General features: G+C 75.9%; 5 protein-coding genes. 2 read left to right on the top strand and 3 right to left on the bottom strand.

Translation table 11 applies throughout. From position 1 onward, the window contains the following. Positions 1-221 precede the first annotated feature (221 nt). Positions 222-1,160 carry a LysR substrate-binding domain-containing protein gene (locus tag ACFY01_RS11885; RefSeq protein ID WP_390735552.1) on the bottom strand — a complete coding sequence of 313 codons (939 nt, stop codon included), beginning with the start codon at positions 1,158-1,160 and terminating at the stop codon, positions 222-224. Between the two features lie 77 nt (positions 1,161-1,237). Between ACFY01_RS11885 and lpdA the strand changes: the two genes are divergently transcribed. After that, positions 1,238-2,656, top strand: coding sequence for a dihydrolipoyl dehydrogenase (gene lpdA, locus ACFY01_RS11880; RefSeq protein WP_390735551.1), 1,419 nt, complete (start codon positions 1,238-1,240; stop codon positions 2,654-2,656). A 194-nt stretch (positions 2,657-2,850) separates the two neighbouring features. Further along, positions 2,851-4,101 carry a M14 family zinc carboxypeptidase gene (locus ACFY01_RS11875; protein WP_390735550.1) on the top strand — a complete coding sequence of 417 codons (1,251 nt, stop codon included), beginning with the start codon at positions 2,851-2,853 and terminating at the stop codon, positions 4,099-4,101. 73 nt (positions 4,102-4,174) lie between these two features. On the opposite strand, the gene ACFY01_RS11870 is transcribed toward ACFY01_RS11875, so the two are convergent. Both ACFY01_RS11870 and ACFY01_RS11865 read right to left on the bottom strand, forming a co-directional pair. Further along, positions 4,175-4,600, bottom strand: coding sequence for an SSI family serine proteinase inhibitor (locus ACFY01_RS11870; protein ID WP_390735549.1), 426 nt, complete (start codon positions 4,598-4,600; stop codon positions 4,175-4,177). After that, on the bottom strand, positions 4,597-5,922 hold the full coding sequence (locus ACFY01_RS11865) for a M14 family zinc carboxypeptidase (RefSeq protein WP_390735548.1): 1,326 nt from the start codon (positions 5,920-5,922) through the stop codon (positions 4,597-4,599). Before ACFY01_RS11865 ends, ACFY01_RS11870 begins: the two co-directional genes overlap by 4 nt. Between the last annotated feature and the right edge of the window lie 78 nt (positions 5,923-6,000).

The raw sequence follows: 6,000 nt of genomic DNA, 5'->3' as shown, positions 1-6,000 counted from the left end.
GAGGCCGGCCGGATGCCGCGCGCCGGTCATCCGCAGCCGCTGCTCACGCGGCCGCGCGGCTCGTCGGACAAGGTCGGGCTCCCCGGGCCCGGCCACATCGCCCGTAAAGGGGATGACGAAGGCCCGGCGCCTGCGGGGGCGCGCGTGGCGGAGCCTGTCGCGGCACTGCCGACGGCACCGCCGACGCGGGCCGGGGAGGCCGGCCGGATGCCGCGCGCCGGTCATCCGCAGCCGCTGCTCACGCGGCCGCGCGGCTCGTCGGACAAGGTCGGGCTCCCCGGGCCCGGCCACGTGTCGCGCAGGAGGGTGACGAAGGCTTCGGCGGCGCCGGTGGGGGGCACGCGGGCGTAGGCGGTCAGGGTGCGCTTCCAGGGCGGGTCGGGGGTGAGGAGCACGCAGTCCTCGCCGACGGCACCGCGCACGATGTGGGAGGGGGCCGCGCACACCCCGACCCCGGCGGCGGCCATCCGGACAGCGGTGGAGGTGTGCTCGGTGCACACGGCGGTGCGCGGCCGGAACCCTGCCTGCCCGCAGGCCCGGTCCAGGAAGCGCTCGCCGTGCACGACGGGCTCCATGGCGCAGCGTACCCAGGCGCGGTCCGCCAGTTCCGGCAGCATCACCGTCGTACGGCCCGCGAGGCGGTCGTCGAAGGGCACCACGAGGACGATCTCCTCCTCGCCCACCGGCACGGCGGTACCGGCCCAGTCGGTGGGCGCCGGGCCGACGGCGAGGTCCGCGGCGCCGCGCTCCACCGCCTCCCGCAGGGCCTCGGAGGTGGCGTACTCGTGCAGTTGGAGCAGGACGCGGGGGTGGGCGGCGTGCCAGCGGGCGAAGACGTCGGGGAGGACGCCCACCGCGACCGAGTGCAGGGCCGCGACGTGCAGTTCGCCGCCCTCGGCGCCGGCCGCGGCACGGGCGGCGCGGCGGGCCTGGACGGCGCTGCGGACGGCGAGCTCGGCGTGCGGCAGGAAGGCGCGGCCCATCGGGGTGAGGCGCACCCCGCGCGGCAGACGCTCCAGGAGGGCACCGCCGACCGACCTCTCCAGGGCCTTGATCTGGTGCGAGAGCGCGGGCTGGGTCACGTGCAGGACCTCCGCCGCCCGGGTGAAGGACGCCTCTTCGACGACCGTCAGGAAGTACTCCATCTGGCGCAGACTCATGCCATAAGCATCGTGCATGGGTTCGACAAGGACATTGCCTTGGACGCATGGCGGGGGGCGGGGCGAGGGTGGGGTCCATGAACACACCGGACGTGATCGTCGTCGGCGGCGGCACCGGCGGGTACAGCACCGCCCTGCGCGCCGCCGCCCTGGGACTGGACGTCGTCCTCGTCGAACGCGACAAGGTCGGCGGCACCTGTCTGCACCGCGGCTGCATCCCGAGCAAGGCGATGCTGCACGCCGCCGAACTCGTGGACGGCATCGCCGAGGCCCGCGAGCGCTGGGGCGTCAAGGCCACGCTGGACGCCGTCGACTGGCCGGCGCTCGTCGCCACGCGGGACGACATCGTGACCCGCAACCACCGGGGCGTGGAGGCTCACCTGGCGCACGCGGGCGTGCGGGTGGTGCGGGGCAGCGCACGGCTCACGGGGACCCGCACGGTGCGTGTGGCGGGCGGGACCGGTCCCGGGGCGGGCGACTTCACCGCGCGCCGGGGGATCGTCCTCGCGACCGGCTCGCGACCGCGCACGCTCCCGGGGCTCGAACCCGACGGCCGGCGCGTGGTGACCAGCGACGACGCGCTGTTCGCCCCCGGGCTCCCGGCGTCCGTGCTGGTGCTGGGCGGCGGGGCGATCGGCGTGGAGTACGCCTCCTTCCACCGCTCGATGGGTGCCGAGGTGACCCTGGTGGAGGCGGCCGACCGGATCGTGCCGCTCGAGGACGCCGACGTGGCACGGCATCTGACGCGGGGTCTGAAGAAGCGCGGCATCGACGTCCAGGCGGGGGCCCGGCTGCTGGACGCGGAGCTGACGGCGGACGGCGTACGCGCGCGTGTGCGCACCGCCCGCGGCGAGACCCGCACGGTGGAGGCGGAGCGGCTCCTGGTGGCCGTCGGCCGCGTCCCGGTCACCGACGGCCTGGACCTGGCCGCCGCGGGCCTGGCGACCGACGAGCGGGGGTTCGTCGTCCCGGCGGACTGGCGGCGGCTGGAGACGGCCGTACCGGGCGTGCACGTGGTCGGCGACCTGCTGCCGCCGCCCTCGCTCGGGCTCGCCCACGCGTCGTTCGCGGAGGGCCTGCTGGTGGCCGAGACGCTGGCGGGGCTGTCGTCGCCGCCCGTCGACTACGCGGCGGTGCCCCGGGTCACCTACTCCTCGCCGCAGACCGCGTCCGTGGGCCTGGGCGAGGCGGAGGCCCGCGCGCGCGGGCACGAGGTCGAGGTCGGCACGATGCCGCTGACCGCCGTCGCCAAGGGAATGGTGCACGGGCAGGGCGGCATGGTGAAGGTCGTCGCCGAGGCCGGCGGCGGTCAGGTCCTCGGCGTGCACCTGGTGGGCCCGCACGTGTCCGAGATGATCGCCGAGAGCCAGCTGATCGTCGGCTGGGACGCCCAGCCGTCCGACGTGGCCCGGCACATCCATCCGCACCCCACGCTGTCGGAGGCGGTCGGCGAGGCCTTCCTGACCCTCGCCGACCGCCGCCTGCACCAGCAGTGAGCGGCAGGCTCCCGGCGGGCGCCCCGGCGCAGCCGTCCTGACCCACGAAGCCGTCCTGACCCAGGAGGCCGACGGCGCGCTCGAATGCCCCCGGGCGCCCCCTGGAGCCTCCCCCTGCCTCCCCCTCCATCTGCTTGACAGTTCACCTATGCCGTGCGGCACTGGGAGGGCGAAGCCGGGCGGACAAGTCGGGGGTGAGTCCTCTGCCGGAGCTGCGTTACCCCAGCGTTGCCGAACTGGTCGCATCCGCCGAGGCGTTGGCCGCCCTCGAGCCCGGTGTGTGTGCCCTGCGGCGGGTGGGCCTGTCCCGGGCGGGCAGACCACTGCACCTGCTGTCCGTGGGACGGCGGCGGCGGGCCGTCCTGGTGGTCGCCGGCGCCCACGCCAACGAGCCCACCGGAGGCTCCACGCTGCTCGCGCTCGCCCGACGGGTGGTGCACGAAAGGGAGTTACGAGCCGACACCTCCTGGCACTTCCTGCTGTGCGCGGACCCGGACGGGGCGAGCCTGCACGTCACCCCGGCGCCGCGCAGCCTGCTCGACTACCACCGCGGCTTCTACCGGCCCGCGCAGCCCGAACAGCCGGAGTGGTCGCCGTCGGTCCTGCCGCCCGACCGGCTGCCGCCCGAGACCCGGGCCCTGACCGGGGTGATCGACGAACTGCGGCCCTACCTCCAGGTGACGCTGCACGGCACCGACCTGGGCGGCAGCTGGGTGCAGCTGACCAGGGACGTGCCCGGGCTCGCCGAGCCGTTCGCCAAGTCCGCGGCGGAGCTGCACATACCGGTGGAGACGGGCGCGTCGGACGCGGCGGGCTGGCCCGCGTCGGGCCCCGGCGTGCACGTGATGCCCGACCCCGGCTCGGGCCTCGCCTACCCGAGCATGCCGGACGACGCCCGGCACAGCACCTGGTACCGCGTCCACCGCTACGGCGGGCTGACGGCGGTGGTGGAGGTGCCGATGTGGGCCAGTGACCTGGTGGACGACCCGGCGCCGCACCCGGCCCCGGCGGCGGCGATGCGACGGCTGGCGAGCCGGCTGCTGCGGGACGCGCTGGAGGTGGAGCGGGTGCTCGCCGACGTCCTGCCCCGGCTCGGGGACACCGACGTGCCCCTGTTGCGTGCGGCCAGGTGGGTCCTGGAGGTGGTGCCGGGCCTGGCCTCGGACTGGGCCGGCACGCCGCCCGCCGACACCACGATGGCCTATGTCGGCAGCGTGGACGCCTTCGGGCGCCGGCTGCCGCTGCGGGCGGCGGCGATGCTGCTGCGGGTCCTGCGGGAGGCGGACGACCGGGCGGCACCCCGGCTGGAACGGCTCGTGGCCTCCTGGTGCGACGCCTTCGCCGAGCGCTTCCGGGCCCGCTGGGTGCCCCTGGAGCACCAGGTCGAGCACCAGTCCCGCACGGTACTCGCGGCGGCGCTGCACGCGCGCGAAGGGGCGGCGTGAGGCCCGGAACGACCGCACACCACCCCTGACCGGCCCCGCGCGCTCGTCCGGCCGACGCTCATCCGTCCGGCGCTCAGCGGTCCAGCGCGAACACCGCCCCCGTCCGCGCCTGCATCGCGCAGGTGTTCGAGAACGTCTCCCGGTAGTCCACAGGACGGCCCTGCCATTCCCCGCGCGCGTGGACGGTCACCGGCGCGTAGATCATCGGGCAGAACACGTTCTTCTGCTGCGGGATGGCGCGGATGTCTCCCTTCGCGTTCGTGAGTTCGGCGCAGGCCTCGGCCGCGTGTGCGTGTCCCTCCGGCGGGTCGCACAGCAGCAGGGTGCCTCGTGTGTCGCCGTTGCGGGCGTCGCCGCGGGCGACGGTGAGGTAGAGCCAGTCGCTCCGGCCGGCTCCGCCGGGCGTGGTCGCGGCGGCGGCTGCCGGGCCCGCGGCGAGGAGCGCGACCGCCGCCAGCAGGGCGCCTCGTACCGCTGTCGCTTTGGTGGTGTGCGTCATTCCCGGTGCATCGGCACGGCGGCCTGCGCACCCCAGTCCCGCTCACCCGAACGGGAGCACGCGCGCGCGTACCGCTGGGCCAGTTCGAACGCGCTCAGTACGACGCGTGTCTGGTACTCGGCCTGGCGTGCGACCGGGATCCAGCGGGCCCCGTAGCAGTCGCGGTACTCCGCGCACCAGGTGTCGAGGAGCCTGTCGAGGTCGGGCAGCACGCCCGCCGGGTCGTGCCCGGTGCCGCGCACCACCCGGTGCAGCAGTCCCGCCGTCCGGAGGGCCAGGCGCCGTCCGGCGATGCGCAGGGCCGCCAGGTGGGCGGTGCTGAGCGGGGGCAGCCGGCCCGCTCCCGCGCCGCCGGTGTCGGGGTCCCAGGCGTCGGCGAGGCCGGGGCAGACCAGCAGGTAGTCGTCGACCGGGGCGAGCAGGCGCGCCGCGTCCGGGGCGGTGGCCGGCTGGAGCCGGATGCGGCCAAGGATGCCCTCCAGGAGCCGGGTGTCCCGGCGCAGGGTGCGGCTGACCGCGCGCAGCGCCGCGTCGCGGTCCGCGGGCGGGGAGGGGTCCTCCACGGCCCGCACACCCCACATGGGCGCCTCGACGACCGCGGTCACCGTGCCGTACCGGTGCGGGTGGAACCAGGTCGACTCGACGGCCGCCTCGGTGATGGCCGCGGCCAGGTCCGCGCGGCGCGGCGGCGGGATCCGGTAGACGGCGGGTCCCACGTTCGGCCAGTACAGGGTGTCGTACGCGCCGAGTTCGCGCGGGATGCCGAGGCGGGCGGCGGTGTGGGCGAGGCGCGCGGCGAGTCCGGGCAGGTCGCGGGTCAGCTCCACGAAGCCGCCGCCGACGTCGACGCCGTGCAGCGAGCACTGGAGGAAGGGCCGCAGTTCGTCCTGGAGGTCGAGCAGGGCGCGGGTCTCCGGCAGCGCGACGGCGTCGGCGCCGTCGGGCAGCCATTCGGGCTGCTCCAGGAAGCCGGGCCGGAAGAAATGCCGGAAGTAGTGCCGCAGGGTGTACGGCCCGGTCAGCCAGCCCTCGTTGCGGCGCGAGCCGTCCGGATCGAGGCACAGCAGCAGGTTCCAGGTGGCGTCGGCGCCCTCGGTCAGCCGCGGGTCGGCGAGGGCCCGTTCGGCCAGGCGCAGGGCGGTGGCGCCGCCCACCGGTTCGTTGGCGTGCGGTCCGGCGACGACCAGGACGTGCCGGCTGCCGTGGCCGACGGAGAGCAGCCACAGTGGCGTGCCCGCGCGGGAGGCCCCGACGCGGCGCAGCCGGGCGGCCCCGGGACGGCGGGCGACGAGCGCCGCCGCGCGGGCGCCCAGTTCGTCCACGGTCGGGTAGCGGAGGAGTGGTGGCAGCGGAGCACACCTCCACTGTGCGGTGCCAGCGGTTCACATCATGTGCATGAT

The sequence above is a fragment of the Streptomyces sp. NPDC001480 genome, from assembly GCF_042894725.1.
Classification (GTDB): domain Bacteria; phylum Actinomycetota; class Actinomycetes; order Streptomycetales; family Streptomycetaceae; genus Streptomyces.
Note: the sequence above shows the minus strand (reverse complement) of the source record. Positions and strands in the feature narration are given on the sequence as shown.

Excerpts from the sequence above, each read along its gene's own strand:
- ACFY01_RS11885 (WP_390735552.1), bottom strand. The coding sequence starts at position 1,160 with ATGAGTCTGCGCCAGATGGAGTACTTCCTGACGGTCGTCGAAGAGGCG.
- lpdA (WP_390735551.1), top strand. The coding sequence starts at position 1,238 with ATGAACACACCGGACGTGATCGTCGTCGGCGGCGGCACCGGCGGGTAC.
- ACFY01_RS11870 (WP_390735549.1), bottom strand. The coding sequence starts at position 4,600 with ATGACGCACACCACCAAAGCGACAGCGGTACGAGGCGCCCTGCTGGCG.